Raw genomic sequence first — 20610 nt, 5'->3', positions numbered from 1 at the left:
GTCAGCTCAGTTTGCGTGAGTGGGCGAAGGTGATGCGGAAGCAGCTGCCGCCACCTTCACGCGGTTTGTAGTCGAGGCGTGCCTGGTTGCTTTCGCACAGCTCGCGGGAAATATACAGGCCCAGACCGGTGCCCTTGTTATCGGTGGTGTAGAAGGGCTCGAAGATATGTTGTAGCTGCTCGGGAGGGATGCCGGGGCCGTCGTCGAGCACTTCGAGGACGGGCAGGTCGCTGTCCGGGTCGCGGAACAGCTTGAGCCAGACCTGGCCGAGTTGGTGTACCTGGGCGCTGTAGCGCATGCCGTTCTGTACCAGGTTGGTCAGGACCTGGGTCAGCTGGTGCGGGTCCATTCGGGTCTGCAGGCCGCTGCCGGACGTCTCCAGATGCAGGGTCTGGTCCAGTGCCGCCGAACTGCGGAATTCGCTGGCGAAACGGTGCAGCCAGTATTTCAGGTCCAGCAGCTGGGGTTCGGCCTGGCGCCTGCGCGACAGCTGCAGAACGTTCTCAATAACCAGATTCATCCGCCGCGAGTGGTCCTGGATGATCTGCGCCAGACGCCGATCCGGGCCTTCGAGGATCTCCGACTCCTGCAGCAGTTGCGCGGCGTGGCTGATGGCGCCGAGCGGGTTGCGGATTTCATGGGCGATGCCGGCAGTCAGGCGGCCCAGCGAGGCCAGCTTGAGTTGCTGGGCCTGCTGGGTGATCTGCGAGATATCTTCAAGAAACACCAGGGTGTGCGTTTCCTCGCCTCGATGCAGGGGAATGAAGCTGGGTTGCAGCAGCGCGCCATCGGGCACGGCCTGCAGGCTCTGCGGACGCAAGGTGGGGTTGTGCAGCCATTGCTGCAGGCGCCGAACCAGCTCCGGACAGTGTGGGTCGAGGACTTTACCTGTTAGCTCGTTGCGCCCGAGCAAGGTCAGCGCGCCCTGATTGGCCAGGACCACGCGGTGTTGTTTATCCAATACCAGAATGCCGGTGCGCATGCGTTGCAGGATCAGGGCGTTGAGGGCTTCCAGGCTGGCGACATCGACCGCTCGTTGTTCGGCGAGTTGCTCGCTTTGCTGCAAACGTCGACTCAAACCCTGCAGGAATATGGCGGCGGCGAAGCACAAGGCGCCTAGTGCGCCCGCCTGTACATACTGGCCAGCTGCGGCCGGGCGGCTGAAACTCAGGTAAAAGGTCAGGTAGATCATGCCGATGGCCGCGACAGCCGCAATCAGCAGGCCGACCCGGCCGCGTAGCAAGATGTTGGCAATGGCCACCGACACGATCAGCAGGTTGCCGATACCGCTGGGCGTGCCTCCCGCCGCGTAGAACAGCGCCACCAGCAGGATGACGTCGGCCAGGGCCAGGCTGAACACCTGCAGCAGGTGGCGTGGCCGCTGTATCAGCACGGCGATCAGGATGTTGATGATCAGGTAGGCCCAGCTGCCATTGCGGAACAGTTCCGCATGGGCCAGGTTGAGCAGGTTCTCGTCCAGGTCACTGGAGATCAACAACACCAGGGCCAGGCCAACAGTTACCCTATAAAGGTGATACAGGCGCAGGACTCGGCGGCCATGGACACCTTCGAGGGTCATGGCATCAGCGTTCACCTGGGTGGGCGTCCTGCTCTAGGTGGGCTTGGCTGCAATACCAGCGCTGCGCGTCCGCCAGTGCGGTATCGCGCGGGACATGCACGCCACAGTGGGCGCAGCGCACCATGGGCGGCGCGCTGGGCTCTGCCGTGTCAGCCTGGGGCTTGGCGCTGGCGGGGCGATTGAAACGCCGCCACAGCCAGACGGCAGCGGCAATCAGGGCAATCCAGAACAACAGACGAAACATGGCGCACTCTTCTTGTTGGCAGGCGGCCAGTGTAGCCAAGGTCAATACCCGGGCGCAGCAGATAAAGCGTGCCTGTGGCGAGCAAGAAAGTGCTGCCTGTTTCGTTTCGCAGGGAAATAGCCGGCAATGGCGTCGCGCGGCAACAGACCCAAGGGGGCAGGACTTTTTCGCCAGCAACAAAAAACCCGCCGAAGCGGGTTTTTCTCAGACCATTCCAACATCCTGTCAGCTGCCTTCTTGGCGATGGTCGATCATCCTTGATCCTGCTGCGCGTCCTGCGCAGCAGTGATGAGGCTAGATTAGTGACTGCCGGAAACTTACAACAGGGCGGATCGCAGCTTGCCCGTGTAAGCCTTTGGCTATTCGTGGCTCGGCAGAGACGTGTTGCTGCTGCATGCCGTAGTGCGACTAAGCACAGCGAATACTCAGCTGTGCCAGTAGAATTGCGCCGTGAAACAGACTTCCGAGGTTGCAGGGGTGGAACTACAGCAGGGCTTTGTCCTGACCCGGCACTGGCGCGATACGCCGGCCGGTACGCAGGTCGAGTTCTGGCTGGCGACCGACACCGGCCCGCGTCTGGTGCGTCTGCCCTATCAGCCCTCGGTGGCCTTCATTCCGGCCGAGCAACGCGCGCGCGCCGAGACGTTGCTGCAAGGCGCGCGCGGTGCGGAGCTGCGTGAGCTGGGCCTGTGCGATTTTTACCATCGACCCGTGCTCGGCCTGTACTGCCAGCAGCACCGCCAGTTGATCAACCTCGACAAACAGTTGCGCAAGGCCGGCGTCGACGTCTACGAGGCCGATGTACGCCCGCCGGAGCGCTACCTGATGGAGCGCTTCATCACTGCGCCGCTGCTGTTCGGCGGTACGCCCGGGGAGAGCGGCATTCTGCTCGAAGCTCAGCTCAAGCCCGTGGCGGATTACCGCCCGCCATTGCGCCTGGCCTCCCTCGATATCGAAACCACCGAGCATGGCGAGCTTTACTCCATCGCCTTGGAAGGCTGCGGCCAGCGCCAGGTGTACATGCTCGGCCCGGCCAATGGCGACGACAGCTGCGTGGACTTCCAGCTCGACTACTGCGACAGCCGTGCGCAGTTGCTGGAGCGGTTGAACGAATGGCTGGCCCGGCATGACCCCGATGCGATCATCGGCTGGAACCTGGTGCAGTTCGACCTGCGCGTGCTGCACGAACATGCCCAGCGCCTCAAGGTCCCGCTGCGCCTGGGGCGTGGCGGCGGCGAGATGGGTTGGCGCGAGCATGGCAGCGGCAAGCACTACTTCGCCGCAGCCTCCGGCCGCTGGATCATCGACGGTATCGAGGCGCTGCGCTCGGCGACCTGGAGCTTTCCCTCGTTCAGCCTGGAATACGTCGCGCAGACCCTGCTCGGCGAGGGCAAGTCGATCGATACGCCCTACCAGCGCATGGACGAGATCAACCGCATGTTCGCCGAGGACAAGCCCGCCCTGGCGCGCTACAACCTCAAGGACTGCGAGCTGGTCACACGAATCTTCGCCAAGACCGAGCTGCTTACCTTCCTTCTCGAGCGCGCGGCGGTCACCGGTCTACCGGTCGATCGCAGCGGTGGCTCGGTGGCGGCCTTCACCCACCTGTACATGCCGCTGATGCACCGCCAGGGCTTTGTCGCCCCCAACCTCGGCGAAAAATTGCCGCAGGCCAGCCCCGGCGGCTTCGTCATGGAGTCGCGTCCTGGCCTGTACGAGTCGGTCCTGGTACTCGACTACAAGAGTCTGTACCCGTCGATCATCCGCACTTTCCTGATCGACCCGGTAGGGCTGGTGGAAGGTCTGCGCCATCCCGACGACAGTCAGTCGGTGCCTGGTTTTCGCGGCGCGCGCTTCTCGCGCAACAAGCATTGCCTGCCGGCCATCGTCGAGCGCGTCTGGCAGGGTCGCGAAGCGGCCAAGCGCGACGGTAACGCGCCGCTGTCGCAGGCGCTGAAGATCATCATGAACGCCTTCTACGGCGTGCTCGGCTCCAGCGGTTGCCGCTTCTTCGATACCCGCCTGGCCTCGTCGATCACCCTGCGCGGCCACGAGATCATGCGCCGCACCCGCGAACTGATCGAAGCCGAAGGCCATGGGGTGATCTATGGCGACACCGACTCCACCTTCGTCTGGCTCGGCCATGAACATGCCGAGGAAGACGCGGCACGTATCGGCCGGGCGCTGGTGCAGCGGGTCAACCAGTGGTGGCGCGAGCACTTGCAGCAGGAATATGGCCTGCACAGCGCGCTGGAGCTGCAGTTCGAGACGCACTACCGGCGCTTCCTGATGCCGACCATTCGCGGTGCGGAAGAGGGTAGCAAGAAGCGCTATGCCGGCCTGGTCAAACGGGCCGACGGCCACGAGGAGATGGTCTACAAGGGCCTGGAAACGGTGCGCACCGACTGGTCGCCGCTGGCCCAGCAGTTCCAGCAGGAACTCTATCGGCGCATCTTCAACCGGCAGCCCTATCAGGACTACGTGCGCGATTACGTGCGGCGCACCCTGGCTGGCGAGCTGGATGATTTGCTGATCTACCGCAAACGCTTGCGCCGCCAGCTCGGCGACTACCAGCGCAACGTGCCGCCGCATGTGCGCGCGGCGCGCCTGGCCGACGATTACAACGAGCGCCAGGGTCGGCCGCGGCAGTACCAGAACGGTGGCTGGATCAGCTACGTGATGACCCTGGCCGGGCCCGAGCCGCTGGAAACCCGCAGTTCCCTGATCGACTACGAACACTACCTGTCACGTCAGCTGCAGCCGGTGGCCGATGCGATCCTGCCGTTCGTGGATGACGACTTCAGTCGCTTGGTCGACCGGCAGCTGGGGTTGTTCTGAGTCGGCGCTGAGCCGTTATCTATTGAGCTCGTACGCACACATATTGACCGTCGTCGCCAGGTTCAGCGACTCGATGGCGCCACAGCCGGCAATGGTGAACGGCTGGGCATTGAGCGCGATCAGCTGCTCGCGGGGCACGCCGCGGGCCTCGTTGCCGAACAGATAGCAGTCGAAGGCTTTGAAGCTGACCGATTGCACTGGCTCGCCCTGCATATCCAGACAGGCGATGCGCGTGAAACGGCTGCGCAGGGATTCCAGCTGTACATCCAGTTCCAGTGGTGCATGGAAGATGGCGCCCATGCTGGAGCGCACGACCTTGGGGTTGTAAGGGTCGACGCTGCCGGGGCTGAGCAGGCAGCGAAAACCGCCGAACCAGGCCAGGGTGCGCAGGATGGTGCCGAGATTGCCCGGGTCCTGGATTTCATGCAGATAGATGGCCCGCTCGTTGGCTGCAGCAACCGGCGGCGTCAGCGCCGTCATCGGCACTACAGCAAGAATGCCCTGCGGGGTCTGGGTGTCAGCGATCTGCGCCATCTGCCGGTCGCTGATCACCTGGGTCTTGAACGGGCTCTGCCAGTGTTCGTAGGCGGCTGTCACATACAGCTGGCTGCGCTGCAGCTGCGGGTTGTGCAGGGCCGCCTTTTGCAGCTCCAGCAGCAGATGCTCGCCTTCCACCAGAAAATGCCCAAGTTCGGCGCGGTACTTTTTCTGCTGCAGCTTCTTGATGTCGTCGAGTTTCATCAGTGGCTCTGCTCGGCCAGGATCGACTTGGCCACCGCCTCGGCGACCTTGATGCCGTCCACGCCTGCCGAGAGGATGCCGCCGGCATAACCGGCGCCTTCACCGGCCGGGTACAGGCCGCGCAGGTTGAGGCTCTGCAAGGATTCGTGGTCGCGGGTGATGCGCACCGGCGAGCTGGTGCGGGTTTCGATGCCGGTGAGCACCGCGTCATCACGGTCAAAGCCGCGAATCTGCTTGCCGAAGACCGGCAGCGCCTCGCGGATGGCCTCGATCGCATAGGCCGGTAGCGAGAGCGCCAGATCGCCCAGGCGCACGCCGGGCTTGTAGGAGGGTTCCACCTCGCCCAGTTCGCTCGACGGCACACCGCGAATGAAGTCGCCGACCAATTGCGCCGGTGCGCAGTAGTCGCTGCCGCCCAGTGTGTATGCCACAGACTCCAGGTGCTCCTGGAACTCCACGCCGGCCAGCGGGCCACCGGGAAAGTCCTGCTCCGGGTTGATGCCGACGACGATGCCGGCATTCGCGTTGCGTTCGTTGCGCGAGTACTGGCTCATACCGTTGGTCACCACGCGCTCCGGCTCGGAGGTGGCCGCCACCACGGTGCCGCCGGGGCACATGCAGAAACTGTAGACGGCGCGGCCATTCTTGGCGTGATGCACCAGCTTGTAGTCGGCGGCGCCGAGCTCCGGGTGACCCGCGTATTTGCCCAGCCGGGCCTGGTCGATCAGGCCTTGCGGGTGTTCGATGCGGAAACCCACGGCAAAGGGCTTGGCCTCGATGAACACGCCCTGGCGGTGCAACATGCGGAAGGTATCGCGCGAGCTGTGCCCCAGTGCCAGCACCACATGGCGGCTGCGCAGGGTTTCACCGCTGGCCAGCACCAAGCCCTCGAGCTGGCCGTCGTCGATCAGCAGGTCAGTCACCTTGCTCTCGAAGCGCACCTCGCCGCCCAAGGCGATGATCTCCTCGCGCATGGCGGCGACTACGCCGGTGAGGCGAAAGGTGCCGATGTGCGGCTTGCTCACGTACATGATCTCGTCCGGCGCGCCGGCGCGGACGAACTCGTGCATCACCTTGCGCGCGTAGAACTTGGGGTCCTTGATCTGGCTGTAAAGCTTGCCGTCGGAGAACAGGCCGGCACCGCCCTCGCCGAACTGCACATTGGATTCCGGGGTCAGGACCTTCTTGCGCCACAGCGCCCAGGTGTCCTTGGTGCGGCTGCGCACATCCTTGCCGCGCTCCAGAACAATCGGCTTGAAGCCCATCTGCGCGAGCAGCAGCGCGGCGAACAGGCCGCAGGGACCAAAACCCACCACCAGCGGCCGTTCACTCAGACCGGCCGGCGCCTGGCCGACAGGGTAGTAGGTGGTGTCCGGAGCAGGGCGTACGTGCTGATCATCGGCGAAACGCGCCAGGATGGCTGCCTCGTCGCGCGCCTCAAGATCGATGATGTAGATGAACAGGATGACGCTGTTCTTCTTGCGCGCATCGTAGCTGCGCTTGAATACGCTGAAGCTCAGCAGGTCGGTGTCGTTGATGTTCAGGCGGTTGACGATGGCCTGGCGCAATTCATCGGCGGAGTGATCGAGGGGCAGAGACAGTTCGTTGATGCGAATCATGACGGTAATCCTGGCCGGTGACTCCGGCAAAGGAAGCAATAAAGGAGGGGGTAGGGGGCGAATTGTAGCCGCCGTCGCCACATCCTGTCAGGACGCCTGTAAGGGCTGCGGCCTGTGGATTTAACCTGTAGGGCACTATCGGCTTATACTTGGCGCCACTTTGCGCTCTCTGTCCATGGCATTGGCGCGCTCCTTTCCTTGATTTTTCGTGCTTGGCTCCCTTATGAAACGCTCCAAAAGCAGCGCCCGCTGGCTGAACGAACACGTCAACGACCCCTACGTCAAACAGGCCCAGAAGGACGGCTTGCGCTCGCGCTCCAGCTACAAGCTGATCGAGCTGAACGAGAAGGACAAGCTGATCCGCCCCGGCATGCTGCTCATGGACCTGGGCTCCGCGCCCGGTGGCTGGTCGCAGGTGGCCGGCAAGTTAGTGGGTGAGAAGGGCCGGGTTATAGCCACCGACATTCTGCCGATGGACCCGCTGGACAATGTCGACTTTATTCAGGGCGACTTCACCGAGGACGCGGTGTTCCAGCAGCTTCTCGCCAAGCTCGATGGCCGACAGCCCGACCTGATCGTTTCCGACATCGCCCCCAACCTCAGTGGCGTCGCTGTTGCCGACCAGGCGTCTTCGATGTATCTGGTTGAACTCACCCTCGATATGGTCCGCAAAGTGCTCAAGCCTGGTGGCAACTATGTGGTCAAGGTCTTTCAGGGTGAGGGCTCCGACGAGTTTCTGCGGGACGTGCGCACCTCATTCGAGAAGGTGGTCGTACGCAAACCAGCAGCCTCGCGGCCGCGCTCGAATGAGGTTTATCTGATGGCCAAGGGCTTCAAGGGATAAGGCGTCCGCTGCTGGCGATGGCGCTGAAGGTCCGGTATTTACTGGGTTTCAGGCACAAAAAAAGACGTCCTCGGACGTCTTTTTTTGTGTTTTTGGTGGAGCCGGGGGGATTTGAACCCCCGTCCGCCAGTTCGCCGCTATCGGTTCTACATGCGTAGCCATCTCTATTGAGTTAACTCCGCGCGGCCCGAGTGGCAGGGCGCTTGGAGCGAGCTGCATAAGTTTTAGCCGTTACACCTGCAGCGAGCTTGGCGGCGATCCTGTTCTATCTGACTGTCCAGAATCTTCGGGTTTACAGGCATCCCCTATGGACAGCTAGCGGCACTTAGGCGGCTAGAGCGTAGTTGTCGTCGTTGGCAACTATAAATTTGCAACAGTGGATTTACGAGTTCTGTTACCAACTCGGCATGCCCCTCAAGTTTTGTTACCGGCGTCGAATCCTAATCGGCCCCAAAACTCTCCTACCTGAGTAGGACGCGCAGTTTACGGTAAAGGTTCCCCAGCGTCGACCTGCGATCTGGCTTTAGAATGCAGGCCGGATTTCTGTAGCGGTCGGCTAGCTCTGGCGCTGCCATGTGCCATCATTCCCCTGTCCTGATTTTGGAGCGTCGGCATGCCGTCCGCACAGCACAAACCTCTGCGCCGCTGGATCTGGCAGGCTTTCCTGCAGAGCGCGTTGATTCCCCTGGTGTTGGTGGAGTCGGTGCTGATTGGCGTGTACCTGTATACCAACGAGTCGATCCGTGATTCCCAGGTGGGCTATCTGCAGAGCAGTGCCCTGCAGGATTTGGCCAGTGCGGTGCAGCGCGAAGGGCAGGTGATCGACAGCCGCCTGCGAGCCATCGAGGCGCAGGTCAGCATTTTCCGTGATGCGGTAGGCGATGCTTTACAGGATCGCCGCTATCAGCCGGATGAGCTGGAGCGGGCGCGCCATGTGCAGGCGCCCAATGGCGTATTCCACAGCCGCACTGATGATGGCCGTGCTGCTTCCTTTTATGCCAACAGCACGCCGCCGGAGCGTCAGGACCGCGACAAGGCGTTACGCCTGTCGCGTGTTGATCCCTTGATGCGTTCGATCAAGCAGGCCGATCCGTTGGTGGCCGCGGTGTATTTCAATGCGTGGGACAGCTACAACCGCATCTACCCGTATTTCGACGTGCTGCAGCAGTACCCCCATGACATGGTCATCCCGGAATACAACTTCTATTACCTGGCCAACGCCGAGCACAACCCGCAGCGCAAGACGGCCTGGACCGATGTCTACCTCGATCCGGCTGGCCAGGGCTGGATGATGTCGGCGGTGGCGCCGGTCTATCGCGGTGATTTTCTCGAAGGTGTGGTGGGCCTGGATGTCACGGTCGGGCAGATGCTTGCCGAGATCGGCAACCTGCAGGTGCCCTGGCAGGGTTATGCCCTGCTGGTTAGTCGCGACAACGGCATCATGGCGCTGCCGGCAGCTGGCGAGAGCGACTTCGCCCTGCGTGAGCTGACCCAGTACTCCTATGCCGAAGCGGTCAAGCGCGAGGTGCTCAAACCGGCTGATTTCAAGCTCGACCGTCAGGCGGGATTGCAGCCGTTGCTGACCGCCATGGCCACGGCTAAACACGGGATAGAGGAGGTGCAGCTGGGTGGCCGTAACCAGCTGATGGCCTGGAGCGAGATCCCACAGACCGGTTGGCGCCTGCTGCTGGTGGTGGATGAGGCGAATATCTTCCGCGAGACCAACCGCCTGGCCGAGCAATACCTGCAGATCGGCTACCTGCTGATCGCCGGCCTGGTGTTCTTCTATTTATTGTTCGGCAGCTGGATGTGGCTGCGTTCGCGGCATCTGAGCAACGAGTTGGCCGAGCCCATTGCCGGGATTGTCGGGATGATGCGCAGTCTGGCGAAGGGTGAGCGCAAACCGGCGGTACCGGAGACCGCGATTCTGGAAATGGCCGAGATGGCCGAGGAAGTGCAGCATGCCGGCCAGCAGTTGCAGGCCAGTGAGGCGCAGCGCCTGCAGGTGCAGCGTACCCTCGAACTGGTGCTGGAAAGCACCACGGAAAGCCTCTGGGAAGTGGAGGCGGCGAGCCTCAGCATCTGTGTCAGCGAGCGCTTCGTCAAACGCTTCGGGCTGCGCGAAAGCTGCCTTCCGTTTGCCGAGTTCAACCAGCGGGTGCATCCGGATGACCTGCAGCGTATTCGTCATCTGCGTCTGAGCCTGGCTGATGCCGTCGAGGATTTTTTCGAAGCGGAATATCGCTATGCCGATGCCATGGGTAACTACGTCTGGCTGCTCAGCCGCGGCAAGGTCATCGAGCGCGACGAACAAGGCAGTGCCGTGCGCGCGGCCGGTACGCATGTGGATATCACCGGCCTCAAGCTGGTGCAGGAGGAGTTGCGCCATGCCAGCCTGGAAGCACAAGCCGCCAGCCAGGCCAAGAGCCGCTTCCTGTCCAGCATGAGCCACGAGCTGCGCACGCCACTCAATGCCATCCATGGTTTCGCTCAGCTGATCGAGCTGGAAGCCCAGGAGCGTCCCGAGGCTCGCCAGGAGCTGGAGTACGCCCGCGAGATCGTCCTGGCTAGCCGCCATCTGACATCCCTGGTCGACGATATTCTCGATCTCTCCAGCATCGAGAGTCGTCGCCAGCATCTGCAGCTCAAACCGGTGGAAGTCAGCGCGCTGCTCACCAGTTGCGCCGAACTGGTCCAGCCGGAAGTGCAGCAGCGCGGCCAGCAGCTGCGGGTGACGCCCGGTATCGTCGGCGAGCTGTATGTGCTGGCGGATATGCGCCGGGTGCGTCAGGTACTGCTCAACCTGCTGTCCAACGCGCTCAAATACAACAGCCCGCAGGGCCTGGTCTGCCTGGGCTATGAGCTGCGTCCGGCGGGTGTGCGCCTGTGGGTCGAGGACAGCGGGCCGGGGCTCAGCGAGCCGCAGCAGGCGCAGCTGTTCCAGCCATTCCAGCGCCTCGGCCGGGAGAGTTCGAATATTCCGGGTACCGGTATTGGCCTGGTGTTGTGCAAGGAACTGGCGGCGCTGATGGATGGCGAGATCGGTTTCAGCAGCGAGCCCGGCGCCGGTAGCCGCTTCTGGATCGACCTGCCGAGCGCGGCCTGCCCGCAAGACTTGCTGAGCCATGCCGGCCAGGCCGGTGCTGGCGAAGTCGCGCTGCCGTTGGCCCGGGTGCTGTGTGTCGAGGACCATCCGGCGTGCCTGCGCGTGCTGCAGGAAGGCTTGCGCGATATGGCTGAGGTGCAGGGCGTTGGCTCGCTGCGGCGTGCGCAACTGCTGTTGGCCGAACAGGTTCCAGCGCTGGTGCTGCTGGATCTCGATCTGCCCGACGGCAATGGCCTGGAGCTGCTGGAGTGGATGCGCAACCAGCCGCGCCTGGTCGATGTGCCGGTGCTGGTGGTCAGCGCGGCAGTCGACGAGGTGCAGAAGGCCGAAGCACGCCGGCAGGGTGCCCAGGCCTGCCTGCTGAAGCCGGTGGATCTGCAGCAGTTGCGGCAGATGGCGCTATCGCTGCTGGGTGAAGTGGTTTAGCCGGCTGTCGCAGAACTCCCGGCATTGCTACTGCGCTGCTGAGTGTCTGCAGGTTACTCGCTGGCCTGCAACAGGCTCAGGGCCTCTTCCAGTACCTTGACCGATTCGGCGTGGTCGCCTGCCTTGTGCAGGGCTTCGCCCTCGGCACGCAGGCGCTGTACTTCGGCTAGCGCTTCGGTATCGGCCGGCGGATCGCTTTGCAGCAGCTTATCGATCTTGGCCATCTCGGCCGGGCAGTGCATGGCCATCAGCGGGGTGCAGAGCAGGGCGGTAGCGAGAAACAGGGCGGTGCGGCGCATGACAGGGCTCCTTCGGTGGGCGGTGTCAGCAGTATAGGAGTCGCACGGCGATCTGCCTGGCTGGCGAATGCCATGGCGCGCCGTGCTCTCTTCTACTCTAGGCCGGGTCGCGCACCTTGAGCTCAGGCTTTGCGCCGGGTCACCCGGTCGACCAGGTAGACCAGACCGTGATAGTCGATGCCGGCGTGATGGCTGAGGCCGATCTCGCAGGTGCGGCTGGTGGAGATGCCTTCGTCGCAAATCTGTACCGCGTCCTTCAGCGAACGCAACGCATGGGCGTTCAGCTCTGGGGTGGTGAAGCCCTTGTCGCCAGCGAAGCCACAGCAGTGGATGCCTTCGGGGATCACCACCTTTTTGGCACAGCGCTTGGCGATATCGATCAGCCCCTGGGCCTCGCCCAGGTGCTGGGTGCTGCAGGTGACATGCACGGCCACCGGCTGTTCCTGCGGGGTGAACTCCAGTCGGTCGATCAGCTGCTCGCGGATGAACTTCACCGGGTCGTGCAGTTGCAGGCGCGGGTCGAGGCCGTCCTGCAGCAGGCGCAGGGTGCACGGGCTGGTGTCGCAGTAGATCGGGTCGAGGCCGCCACGGCTGGCCTTGAGCAGGGCGTCGATCAGCTCCTGTTTCTTGCGCTCGGCCTGCTCGGGGTAGCCCTTGGAGGCGAACGGCTGACCGCAGCACAGGCTGTCCTGCTCGTCAGGGAACACCACCTGGAAGCCGGCTTTCTCCAGCAACTGGCGGGTCTTGTCGAGCAGCGGCATCTGCTCGGCGTCGGCGAATGCCGGGCCCATGGCTCGCGACACGCAGGCTGCCAGGTAGACCACCCGTGGCCGTGCGTCGCTGACTGCCGGATTGATACGAACTGGTTGCGCCGCCTGTGGCATGGCTGGCGTCCATAGCGGCAGGCCGGCGCTTTCATGCAGCGTGCGGGCGACCTTGGCCAGGCGTGGCGCACCGAGCAGCCGGCGCGCGCCATCGGCCAGGCGCAGGCTCAGGCGCGTGCCCTGCAGCACCGTAGCGAAGTGCCCGGCCAGCCAGCTGGCGGTGCCGGGGTGACGGGCGTTGCCGGCGCGTAGTTGGCGCACCAGGTTACCGGTGTTGATGCCCACCGGGCAGCGCTGCGCGCACAGGCCGGTGGCGGCGCAGGTGTCGAGGCCCTGGTGCTGGTAGGCGCGCTCCAGCTCGGTGGTGTCGATGCCGGCACGTTTGCGCGCCTGGATGTCGCGCCAGATGACGATGCGCTGGCGCGGCGTCAGGGTCAGACCGTTGGACGGGCACACCGGCTCGCAGAAGCCGCACTCGATGCACTTGTCGACAATGGCGTCGGCGGCCGGCAGCGGCTTGAGGTGTTTCAGGTGGATCTGCGGATCGTCCGAGAGGATCACGTCCGGGTTGAGGATGCCCTGCGGGTCGAGCAGGCGCTTGAGCGTCCACATCAGCTGGTAGGCCTCGCTGCCCCATTCCAGCTCGACAAAAGGCGCCATGTTGCGTCCGGTGCCGTGCTCGGCCTTCAGCGCGCCGCCGAATTCAACCGCCACCAACTGGGTGACGTCCTGCATGAAGGCTTCATAGCGGGCGACCTGGGCCGGGTCGTCGAAGCCCTGGGTGAAGACGAAGTGCAGGTTGCCCTCCAGGGCATGGCCGAACAGGATCGCTTCGTCGTAATGATGCTTCTCCAGCAGCGCGATCAGGCGGTTGACTCCCTCGGCCAGGCGCTCGACCGGGAAGGTCACGTCCTCGATGATCACCGTGGTGCCGGTTTGGCGCACGGCACCGACGGCGGGGAAGGTGTCCTTGCGGATCTTCCACAGCTGGTTGTATACGGCAGGGTCTTCGCTGAAATCGACCTGCTTCTCCACCGGGAAGTGCGCGATGGACGCCATGATCTGCGCCAGCTGCTCGTGCAGCAGGCTCTGGCTGGCGGCGCGCGACTCGATCAGCAGGGCGCAGGCTGTAGCCGACAGGCTTTTCACCCAGGCCGGCATGCCCGGCATGTTTTCCACCGAGCGCATGCTGCGCCGGTCCAGCAGCTCCACCGCCGACACCGGCTGCAGCTTGAGCAGCGGCACGGCCTGACAGCAGGTCTCCACCGTGGGGAAGACGATCAGCGCGCTGGCCTTGTGCGGATGATCCGGCACGGTGTCGTAGGTCACCGCGCTGATAAAGCCGAGGGTGCCTTCGGAGCCGACCATCAGGTGGTTGAGGATCTCCAGCGGTTCGTCGTAGTCGATCAGGGCGTTCAGCGAGAAGCCGGTGGTGTTCTTCAGCCGGTACTTGTGGCGGATCTTGGTCGCCAGGGCGCTGTTGGCGCGGGTCTGCCGGCCCAGTTCGGCCAGGCGCTCCAGCAGCTCACCGTGGCTGGCGCGGAAGGCGGCCACGCTGGCGGCGTCCTCGCTGTCCACCACCGTGCCGTCGGCCAGCACCAGACGCAGGCCGGCCAGGGTCTGGTAGGTGTTCTGCGCGGTGCCGCAGCACATGCCGCTGGAGTTGTTGGCGACTATGCCGCCGATCTTCGCCGCATTGATCGAGGCCGGGTCGGGGCCGATCTTGCGCAGGAAGGGCGCCAGCGCGGCGTTGGCGTTGGCACCGATAACGCCCGGTTGCAGGCGGATCTGCGCGCCGTTGTCACGCACCTCGCGGCCGTTCCAGTGCTCGCCGAGCACGATCAGCACCGAGTCGGAAATCGCCTGGCCGGACAGGCTGGTACCGGCGGCGCGGAAGGTCACCGGCACGCGTTCGGCTCCGGCCAGTTTGAGCAGCTCGACCACTTCCTGCTCGCTCTCGACGCGGATCACCAGCTTGGGGATCAGCCGGTAGAAGCTGGCGTCGGTGCCGAAGGCCAGGGTCGACAGCGGGTCGTCGAAGCGTCGCTCTTTCGGGATCAGGCGGGCGACGGCGTTGAGAAAGGCGGCGGGCAGGCTCATGGGGGCTCCGGGGTCAGGAGGCGGCGTGGCGCAGTTCGCGCACCAGCGAATCGGCGCTGATCTCGGCGATGGACTTGGCCCCGGTCAGGGTCATGGCCACGCGCATCTCCTTGTCGAACAGCTCCAGCAGGTTGCTCACCCCGGCACCGCCGGCGGCGGCCAGGGCGTAGACGAAGGCGCGGCCGAGCATCACGGTGTCGGCGCCGAGGGCGAGCATGCGCACCACGTCCAGGCCGGTGCGGATACCCGAATCGGCGAGGATCTTGATCTCGCCCTTCACCGCATCGGCAATCGCCGGCAGGGCGCGGGCACTGGACAGCACGCCGTCGAGCTGGCGGCCGCCGTGGTTGGAGACGACGATACCGTCGGCACCGAACTTCACCGCGTCGCGGGCGTCGTCGGGGTCGAGGATGCCCTTGATTACCATCGGGCCGTCCCAGAAGTCGCGGATCCACTCCAGGTCTTTCCAGGAGATCGACGGGTCGAAGTTGGCGCCCAGCCAGCCGATGTAGTCGGCGAGGCCCGTGGGGTTGCCACGGTAGGCGGAGATATTGCCCAGGTCGTGGGGCTTGCCCAGCATGCCGACATCCCAGGCCCAGCTCGGGTGGGTCATGGCCTGCAGCATGCGTCGCAGCGGCGCGTTCGGCCCGCTCATGCCGGAGTGGGCGTCGCGGTAGCGTGCGCCGGGTACCGGCATGTCGACGGTGAACACCAGGGTGTTGACGCCGGACGCCTTGGCTCGCTCCAGGGCGTTGCGCATGAAGCCGCGGTCCTTCAGCACATAGAGTTGGAACCACATGGGCCGGCTGATCGCCGGGGCCACTTCCTCGATCGGGCACACCGAGACTGTCGACAGGGTGAAGGGAATGCCCTTGTCTGCCGCCGCCTTGGCCGCCTGCACTTCGCCGCGGCGGGCGTACATGCCGGTCAGGCCGACCGGGGCCAGGGCCACCGGCATGGCTAAGGGTTCGTTGAACAGGCGGGTTTCCAGGCTCAGTTCGGCCATGTTGCGCAGCACGCGCTGGCGCAGGGCTATATCGGCCAGGTCGGCGACGTTGCGCTTCAGCGTGTGCTCGGCATAGGCGCCGCCGTCGATGTAGTGGAACAGGAATGGCGGCAGCCGGCGCCGGGCGGCTTCGCGGTAGTCGGTGGAGGCGGAGATGATCATGGGGCAGTTTCCCGAAGTGAAGATGCCGGGCCTTGCGGCCCGGCGGGCCACTCATCAGTGTACGAGCATACCGGTCAGCCAGTAGGCCTGAGCCAGGGTGATCAGGCCGACGAAGGCGGCGAAGATCAGGCTGTGCTTGAGGGTGAAGCGGAACAGGTCGGATTCCTTGCCGACCATGCCGGTGGCGGCGCAGGCCACGGCGATGGATTGCGGCGAGATCATCTTGCCGGTCACGCCGCCGCTGGTGTTGGCCGCTACCAGCAAGGTCTGATCGACCCCGATCTGCTGCGCGGTGGTGGCCTGCAGCGAACTGAACAGGGCGTTGGACGAGGTGTCCGAGCCGGTGAGGAATACGCCCAGCCAGCCGAGAAACGGCGAGAAGAACGGGAACAGCGCGCCGGTGCCGGCCAGGACCAGAGCCAGGGTGCTGGACATGCCCGAGTAGTTGGTGACGAAGGCGAAGGCCAGCACCATGCCGATCGACAGGATCGGCCATTTCAGCTCGACCAGGGTTTCCTTGAAGGTGCTCAGGCCGGTTTTCGCGCTGATTTTCAGCACCAGCATGGAAATCAGGGCAGAGAAGAAGATCGCCGTGCCGGTGGCCGAGATCGGGTCGAGTTTGAACACGGCTGGCATGGCGGTGGTAGCGGTGACGATCGGTGCGGTCTTGACCACCAGTTGATCCAGGTGCGGGATGGCGAAGTTGAACACTGTGCTGTACATCGCGCCGCCGGCTGCAAATAGCGCCTTGAACGGCTTCAGCGTCCAGATGGTCACCAGCACGGTGAGGATCAGGAACGGCGACCAGGCCTTGAGGATCTGCGCGAAGCTGTAGGGCGATGGCGTGGTGCTGCGCGGGCCACCGAAACCGCCGACGATGGCCGCGCCACCGGCCGACACGCCGACCACTTCAGCTTCGGCTGCGCGGCTCGGGCTCCAGACTTTGAGGAACAGGGTCAGGCACACCAGGCTGACCAGCGCCGAGGTGATGTCCGGAAGTTCCGGGCCGATGTAGTTGGAGGTGAAGTACTGGGTGATGGCGAAGCTGACGCCGGCTACCAGTGCCGCTGGCCAGGTTTCCTTGATGCCGCGCCAGCCATCCATCATCGCCACCAGCCAGAACGGCACGATGATCGACAGCAGTGGCAGTTGGCGGCCGGCCATGGCGCCGATCTTGAACGCGTCGATGCCGGTAACCTGACCAGCGACGATGATCGGGATGCCCAGGGCGCCGAAGGCCACCGGTGCGGTGTTGGCGATCAGGCACAGACCTGCTGCATACAGCGGGTTAAAGCCAAGGCCGACCAGCAAGGCGGCGGTGATCGCCACCGGCGCGCCGAAACCGGCAGCACCTTCGAGGAAGGCGCCGAAGGAGAAGCCGATCAGCAGCACCTGCAGGCGCTGGTCGTCGGTGATTGACAGCACCGAGCTGCGGATCACCTCGAACTGGCCGCTCTTCACCGTCAGTTTGTAGAGGAACACGGCAGCAACGATGATCCAGGCAATCGGCCACAGGCCGTAGGCGAAGCCATAGCCGGCGGCGGCGAAGGCCATGTCGACCGGCATCTGGAAAGCGAAAATGGCGACGATGATCGACAGCGCCAGGGTAATGCTGCCGGCGACGTGGCCTTTCAGGCGAAACACCGCCAAGGCCAGGAAGAAGAACACGATTGGAATCAGCGCGACCAGCGCGGACAGGCCGAGGCTGCCGAGCGGTGTGTAGAGTTGTTGCCAGGTCTGCATGGGGTGGCTCCCTAATTGTTTTTGGAGGTGCCGGGGTGGTTGGCGGGTCAGCCCGTTTATTGAGCATTTGTAAATTGGTAATACCAATTTACAAATGCGCGTCGCCAGAGTAAAAGTCATGCTTCCTGCCTGTCAAACTTGGCGCCTCAGACTTTGGTCGAAGAGTCATCGGTTGCTGGGCTCGGATGGCCTCGCTAGGCTAGTCGGCAAGCGCCGTAGCAGAGCGGGGCAAGTGGTCAAACCAGTGGGGAGCGGCTTTATGGCAGTGGGTCAGGTGCAGCAGCGCCGTCTGTCGGATGACATCGTCAGTCAGCTGGAGGCGATGATTCTCGAAGGCACCCTGAAGATCGGTGAGCGCCTGCCGGCCGAGCGGGTGCTGGCCGAGCAGTTCGGCGTGTCGCGGCCGTCACTGCGCGAGGCGATTCAGAAGCTGGTGGCCAAGGGCTTGCTGGTCAGTCGTCAGGGCGGCGGCAACTATGTCGCCGAAACGCTGGGCAGCACCTTCAGCGATCCGTTGCTGAAACTGCTGGAGGAGAACCCAGGAGCCCAGCGCGACCTGCTCGAATTCCGTCACACTCTGGAAGGTTCCTGCGCCTTCTATGCGGCGCAGCGCGCCACCGAGCCGGATCGCCAGCGCCTGAGCGAAGCCTTCGCCGCCCTACAGGATTGCTACGAGCGCGGTGGCACGGTGACTCGCGCCGAGGAGGGCGCAGCCGATGCGCGCTTCCACCTGGCGATTGCCGAGGCCAGCCATAACGCGGTGCTGCTGCACACCATTCGCGGCCTGTTCGACCTGCTCAAACGCAACGTGGTGACCAACATCGGCGGTATGTACGCCCAGCGCGAGGAAACCCGCAGCATGCTGATCAGTCAGCACCGGGCGCTGTATGAGGCGATCATGGCCGGACAGGCGGAAGAGGCGCGCAGCCTGTCCAACCGGCATATCGATTATGTGCAGGAGGTGCTGGCGGATGTGCAGCTGGAAGCGCAGCGCCTGGCGCGGGCGCAGCGGCGGGTGGCGGTCAAGCCCTAGGCGTGCTGTCTGGAGGCATGCGTAACGTGACCAGATGGGGGCGGGGCGCGCGGCGCACCCGCGGACGGCTTATTCGTCCTTGCCCTTGGTGCGCATGGCTCGCTGCACTTCGCGGTCGGCGTCGCGTTCTTTCTCGGTATGACGCTTGTCGAAGTCCTTCTTGCCCTTGGCCAGGGCGATCTCGCACTTGATCAGGTGCGCCTTCCAGTAGATCGACAGGGCCACGCAGGTGTAGCCCTTCTGCTGCACCGAGCCGAACAACTTGTCCAGCTCGCGCTTGTTCAGCAGCAGCTTGCGCGTGCGAATAGGGTCGGCGATGACGTGGGTACTAGCGGTCTTCAATGGGGTGATGTGGCAACCCATGAGCCAGGCTTCGTCATCCTTGAGCAGCACGTAACTATCGACCAGCTGCGCCTTGCCGGCGCGCAGGCTCTTCACCTCCCAGCCGGACAGGACCAGGCCGGCCTCGAACTTGTGTTCGACGAAATAGTCATGCAGCGCTTTTTTATTCTGCGCGATGGTCCCCGTAGGGTGTTTCTTTTGCTTAGCCATAGGCGCGGCATTATAGGGAGTCGGCGCGGTGCTGGCGACAGCCTGTGCTTGAGGGGGCAGGGTGAATTCCGCACAATGCGCGCTTTCCGGCGGTTGGCCAGGCATTTTGTCGTGACCCGCCGCGATGCAGTACTCGAAGTGAGAGTCGATGAGCACGCGAATCCAACGCTCGGCGCTGCTGCCTTACCCGGCGCAGGCGCTTTACGATCTGGTCAATGATGTGGCCAGTTATCCGCAGTTCCTGCCCTGGTGCTCGGCCTCCGAAGTGCTGCTGGCCAGCGACAGCGAGATGCGGGCAAGCCTGACGGTGGCCAAGGGTTCGCTGAGTCAGCGCTTCATGACCCGCAACAGTCTGGTGCCGGGCAAGTCGATCGAGATGCAGCTGGAAGAAGGGCCGTTTACCCAGCTGCAGGGCGTGTGGGAGTTCAAGTCGCTGGGCGACAAGGCCTGCAAAATCAGCCTGGACATGACCTTCGATTACGCCGGGCCGCTGGTGCGGGCTACGCTTGGGCCATTGTTCAATCAGGCGGCCAATACCCTGGTCGATGCTTTCTGCCAGCGAGCCAAGCAATTGTATGGATAAGCCGAACATTTTCGTTGAAGTGGTGTATGCCCTGGCGGACAAGCAGAAGCTGCTGCGCCTGAGCGTGCCGGCCGGCACTACGGTGCGTGAGGTGGCCTTGCGTTCGGGGCTGGATGCGCACTTTGCCGATCTGGACCTGGCTACCAGTCCGCTGGGTATCTTCGGCAAGGCCGTGGCCAAGCCGGAAGAGCGCCTGATCGAGGAGGGCGAGCGGGTGGAAATCTATCGTCCCCTGATTGCCGACCCGAAAGAGGTGCGCAAGCAGCGTGCGGCCAAGGCGGCACAGGCCAAGGCGGCCGAGCCGGGCGAATAGTTTTGCGCACATATGAAAAAGCCCGGTCAGACCGGGCTTTTTTGTGCCTGCAGATTACTGCGGCGTGGCTTCCAGCGGTTCCGGGATTGGCACCGGTACCGGTTCGGCGGCATCCACTTCACGCTGGATCTGTTCCAGCAGCGAGCCTGGCTTGGCCGGTTCTTCGTTCTGGGTTTGCGGTGTGGCGGTAGTGGTCGGTGCGCCGTCTTCACCGAGGATCGCCTGATCACGGCTGACGCCTGGCATGAAGTCACCGGCCAGACCGATCAGTTGATCATCGCTGCCGAACACCAGGCTGACACGCTCCTGATAACGCTGACGACCACCCGGCTGGATGCTGTACAGATAATCCCAGCGATTGGCGTGGAAGGTGTCGGTGATCAGCGGGTTGCCCATGATAAACCGCACTTGTCGGCGGGTCATTCCGGGCTTCAACTGGTCTATCATGTCCTGCGTTACGACATTGCCCTGCTGGATGTCGATTTTATAAACCCCGGGAAATGAACAACCGGCGAGTGCGAGCAGACTCACGAGGGTGAGGCTGGACAGCAAGAGCTTGGTGTTTTGCATCGGTGGGTGACTTCCACTATCTTGGCTG

Annotated in this window: 17 protein-coding genes and 1 other RNA gene; 7 read left to right on the top strand and 11 right to left on the bottom strand. The window is 63.8% G+C overall.

Features of this window, described 5'->3' with window-relative positions; all coding sequences use genetic code 11:
• Nucleotide 1: 1 nt before the first annotated feature.
• Together H3H45_RS01595 and H3H45_RS01590 are read right to left on the bottom strand one after the other, a co-directional pair.
• Nucleotides 2-1579 (bottom strand): sensor histidine kinase, encoded by a 1578-nt coding sequence (locus H3H45_RS01595; RefSeq protein ID WP_182833107.1) that lies wholly within the window; start codon nt 1577-1579, stop codon nt 2-4.
• Nucleotides 1580-1583: 4 nt separating this feature from the next.
• Complete coding sequence (locus H3H45_RS01590) at nt 1584-1823, bottom strand: PP0621 family protein (protein ID WP_182832006.1); 240 nt, start codon at nt 1821-1823, stop codon at nt 1584-1586.
• On the opposite strand from H3H45_RS01590, the gene H3H45_RS01585 reads away from it, so the two are divergent.
• A complete protein-coding gene (locus H3H45_RS01585) occupies nt 1822-2112 on the top strand; it encodes a hypothetical protein (RefSeq protein ID WP_182833153.1) in 291 nt (96 codons plus the stop codon). The genes H3H45_RS01590 and H3H45_RS01585 overlap by 2 nt on opposite strands.
• A 188-nt stretch (nt 2113-2300) precedes the next feature.
• Nucleotides 2301-4661 (top strand): DNA polymerase II, encoded by a 2361-nt coding sequence (locus tag H3H45_RS01580; protein ID WP_182833106.1) that lies wholly within the window; start codon nt 2301-2303, stop codon nt 4659-4661.
• A 15-nt stretch (nt 4662-4676) separates the two neighbouring features.
• Here H3H45_RS01580 and H3H45_RS01575 read toward each other — a convergent pair whose 3' ends face one another.
• Nucleotides 4677-5402, bottom strand: a complete 726-nt coding sequence (locus H3H45_RS01575) for a TrmH family RNA methyltransferase (protein ID WP_182832005.1) — start codon at nt 5400-5402, stop codon at nt 4677-4679.
• Complete coding sequence (locus tag H3H45_RS01570; protein WP_182832004.1) at nt 5402-7021, bottom strand: NAD(P)/FAD-dependent oxidoreductase; 1620 nt, start codon at nt 7019-7021, stop codon at nt 5402-5404. Before H3H45_RS01570 ends, H3H45_RS01575 begins: the two co-directional genes overlap by 1 nt.
• Before the next feature lie 223 nt (nt 7022-7244).
• On the opposite strand from H3H45_RS01570, the gene rlmE reads away from it, so the two are divergent.
• The gene (gene rlmE / locus H3H45_RS01565; protein ID WP_182832003.1) at nt 7245-7865 is read left to right on the top strand and encodes a 23S rRNA (uridine(2552)-2'-O)-methyltransferase RlmE; all 621 of its coding nucleotides are present in this window, start codon (nt 7245-7247) and stop codon (nt 7863-7865) included.
• Nucleotides 7866-7958: 93 nt separating this feature from the next.
• Here rlmE and ssrA read toward each other — a convergent pair.
• Nucleotides 7959-8317: a transfer-messenger RNA gene (gene ssrA, locus H3H45_RS01560) on the bottom strand.
• A 161-nt stretch (nt 8318-8478) separates the two neighbouring features.
• Between ssrA and H3H45_RS01555 the strand changes: the two genes are divergently transcribed.
• Nucleotides 8479-11397, top strand: a complete 2919-nt coding sequence (locus H3H45_RS01555; RefSeq protein WP_182832002.1) for a hybrid sensor histidine kinase/response regulator — start codon at nt 8479-8481, stop codon at nt 11395-11397.
• A gap of 53 nt (nt 11398-11450) precedes the next feature.
• On the opposite strand, the gene H3H45_RS01550 is transcribed toward H3H45_RS01555, so the two are convergent.
• The 4 genes from H3H45_RS01550 to H3H45_RS01535 form a co-directional block, all read right to left on the bottom strand.
• Nucleotides 11451-11696: a hypothetical protein gene (locus tag H3H45_RS01550; protein WP_182832001.1), complete on the bottom strand. Its 246-nt coding sequence runs from the start codon at nt 11694-11696 to the stop codon at nt 11451-11453.
• Nucleotides 11697-11818: 122 nt separating this feature from the next.
• A complete protein-coding gene (locus H3H45_RS01545) occupies nt 11819-14620 on the bottom strand; it encodes an FAD-binding and (Fe-S)-binding domain-containing protein (protein ID WP_182832000.1) in 2802 nt (933 codons plus the stop codon).
• Nucleotides 14621-14633: 13 nt separating this feature from the next.
• Nucleotides 14634-15788, bottom strand: coding sequence for an FMN-dependent L-lactate dehydrogenase LldD (lldD, locus tag H3H45_RS01540; RefSeq protein ID WP_182831999.1), 1155 nt, complete (start codon nt 15786-15788; stop codon nt 14634-14636).
• A 54-nt stretch (nt 15789-15842) separates the two neighbouring features.
• A complete protein-coding gene (locus H3H45_RS01535) occupies nt 15843-17531 on the bottom strand; it encodes a lactate permease LctP family transporter (protein WP_182831998.1) in 1689 nt (562 codons plus the stop codon).
• A gap of 259 nt (nt 17532-17790) precedes the next feature.
• Between H3H45_RS01535 and H3H45_RS01530 the strand changes: the two genes are divergently transcribed.
• Nucleotides 17791-18564 (top strand): FCD domain-containing protein, encoded by a 774-nt coding sequence (locus tag H3H45_RS01530; RefSeq protein WP_182831997.1) that lies wholly within the window; start codon nt 17791-17793, stop codon nt 18562-18564.
• 69 nt (nt 18565-18633) lie between these two features.
• Here the strand turns inward: H3H45_RS01530 and smpB are convergent, their stop codons facing one another.
• Nucleotides 18634-19116 (bottom strand): SsrA-binding protein SmpB, encoded by a 483-nt coding sequence (gene smpB / locus H3H45_RS01525; RefSeq protein ID WP_182831996.1) that lies wholly within the window; start codon nt 19114-19116, stop codon nt 18634-18636.
• Between the two features lie 148 nt (nt 19117-19264).
• Between smpB and H3H45_RS01520 the strand changes: the two genes are divergently transcribed.
• Nucleotides 19265-19699 (top strand): type II toxin-antitoxin system RatA family toxin, encoded by a 435-nt coding sequence (locus H3H45_RS01520; RefSeq protein ID WP_182831995.1) that lies wholly within the window; start codon nt 19265-19267, stop codon nt 19697-19699.
• Nucleotides 19692-20012, top strand: coding sequence for an RnfH family protein (locus H3H45_RS01515; protein WP_182831994.1), 321 nt, complete (start codon nt 19692-19694; stop codon nt 20010-20012). Before H3H45_RS01520 ends, H3H45_RS01515 begins: the two co-directional genes overlap by 8 nt.
• 54 nt (nt 20013-20066) lie before the next feature.
• Here H3H45_RS01515 and H3H45_RS01510 read toward each other — a convergent pair whose 3' ends face one another.
• Nucleotides 20067-20582, bottom strand: coding sequence for an outer membrane protein assembly factor BamE (locus tag H3H45_RS01510; protein ID WP_182831993.1), 516 nt, complete (start codon nt 20580-20582; stop codon nt 20067-20069).
• Nucleotides 20583-20610 lie beyond the last annotated feature (28 nt).

The sequence above is a fragment of the Aquipseudomonas guryensis genome, from assembly GCF_014164785.1.
Taxonomy (GTDB): domain Bacteria; phylum Pseudomonadota; class Gammaproteobacteria; order Pseudomonadales; family Pseudomonadaceae; genus Aquipseudomonas; species Aquipseudomonas guryensis.
This window is presented reverse-complemented; position numbering and strand designations above follow the sequence as displayed.